The 1,622-nt window shown below is 65.7% G+C and carries 3 protein-coding genes; 2 read left to right on the top strand and 1 reads right to left on the bottom strand.

Annotation, left to right across the window (positions count from 1 at the left end; genetic code table 11):
* Nucleotides 1-121: 121 nt before the first annotated feature.
* Nucleotides 122-391: a DUF6112 family protein gene (locus ACFVX4_RS42060; protein ID WP_389988798.1), complete on the bottom strand. Its 270-nt coding sequence runs from the start codon at nucleotides 389-391 to the stop codon at nucleotides 122-124.
* Between the two features lie 199 nt (nucleotides 392-590).
* On the opposite strand from ACFVX4_RS42060, the gene ACFVX4_RS42055 reads away from it, so the two are divergent.
* Nucleotides 591-1,034 carry a hypothetical protein gene (locus ACFVX4_RS42055; RefSeq protein ID WP_329831120.1) on the top strand — a complete coding sequence of 148 codons (444 nt, stop codon included), beginning with the start codon at nucleotides 591-593 and terminating at the stop codon, nucleotides 1,032-1,034.
* Nucleotides 1,035-1,139: 105 nt separating this feature from the next.
* On the top strand, nucleotides 1,140-1,502 hold the full coding sequence (locus ACFVX4_RS42050) for a transposase (protein WP_389988795.1): 363 nt from the start codon (nucleotides 1,140-1,142) through the stop codon (nucleotides 1,500-1,502).
* Nucleotides 1,503-1,622 lie beyond the last annotated feature (120 nt).

Here is a 1,622-nt window from a genome sequence, read left to right as displayed (position 1 = left end):
CGATGGGCAACCCGCTACAACACCCGCCGACGGCACTCCCGCCTCGGCCAGATCAGCCCGATCGCCTACGAACAACGATCAACTACGCTGGCCACTGCCGCATGACAACCGGTGTCCACGATCAAGGGGAAGGCCCCACGGTCCAGAAGAAGTTGATCAGCGTGACCGCCGCTCCGCACAGGATCGCGGCACCGCACGAGACCAGCACCCCGGTCTTGCCACGGGACGCGAGATGAGGGTTGCTGCTGTTGGCTCCGAAACCCCAGACGATCGCCGAGATGATGAGCGCGAGCACGCTCAGGAACAGGCCGACGGTCATCACCGCGCCCACGATGTCGCGCAACTGCGCGATCCCCGGAAGCCCGCTACTGTTGGGGTCAATATCGATCACGGCTTGGTCCTCCTGTCGGCGTGCGGACGTGGCTCGTCCGACAGACAGGTGCACCGACCGAGCCCGTCCGCGACCGCAGACGGCGACCCCATCGGGACGGGGCGATGCGACGGAGGTCGGGAATGGCCGCGACGTACAATCGCAGTGAAGGCGAAGCGCCAGGCCGAGATTCCGGCACCGGTGTGAGGGAGGGGTCAGGATGTTCGGTTCGAAGAAGAAGTTCAACGATCTGATGGCGCAGCTCAGGCCCGACCTGAGTCGGGAATCGCTCGGCGTCGGGCCCGACTTCCCGGGCGTCGCCCCGAACCCGCTCCTGAGCAGTGATGCACGGAAGCGCAATGCGGAACTGCGTACGGGGGCGCTTGCGCTCGGCGTTCTCGTCGACTGGCGGGAGGTCAGCAGCGACGGCAGTCCACGCGTGGTCCTGATGTTTGACGTGGAGACCGCCGACGGCATCTCGTTCCGCGGTATCGCAGACGAAGACCTCACGATCACCGAGCTCACCCGACTCGCCCCAGGACAGACGTTGCCCGTGCGCTACCGGCCGGCCGTCATGGACCACTACGTCGCCCTTGCCCGGGACGCGGACCCCGCCCACGTGCAGCAGCTCTCTGACGAGATCGCGAGCCGCAAGCGGACCTGACCCGAAGCCATTGGCCGGATCCCCTAGGGCGTGTCTGGCAAAGGTTGAGCGTTCTGGCTGGAACTCTGGTCCCGTGTCGCGTTTTCAGTTGCTCTCGGATGCCCAGTGGTCGTTGATCGAGGGGATGCTCCCGAAACCGACGGGACGCCCGGGCCGGAAGTTCTCGGATGCGCGGTCGATGGTCGAGGGATCATCTACCGGTATCGGTGCGGGATCGCGTGGCGTGATCTTCCTGAGGTGTTCGGACCGTGGCAGACGGTGTGGACGTGGCATCACCGGATGGCTGTCGAGGGCACCTGGGACAAGGTGCTGGCGACGCTCACCGCGCAGGCGGACGCGGAGGGGCTGATCGATTGGTCGCTGTCGGTGGACTCGACGATCGCTCGCGCGCATCAGCATGCGACGAACACGATCCGCCCCACAGGGGGATGGGTCGAACTACACGAATCCAGCGGTCGAGCCGCCTGATCACGGGATCGGCCGCTCCAGGGGTGGTGGGGTGCCTCGAAGTTTCCGGACAGGGATCCAATAGGATCGCCCTGAGAAGGAAACGAGGAAGAAGTGGCGCCACCCAGCAAATACTCGCCG

The organism is Streptomyces sp. NPDC058240, assembly GCF_042882135.1.
Classification (GTDB): domain Bacteria; phylum Actinomycetota; class Actinomycetes; order Streptomycetales; family Streptomycetaceae; genus Streptomyces.
This window is presented reverse-complemented; position numbering and strand designations above follow the sequence as displayed.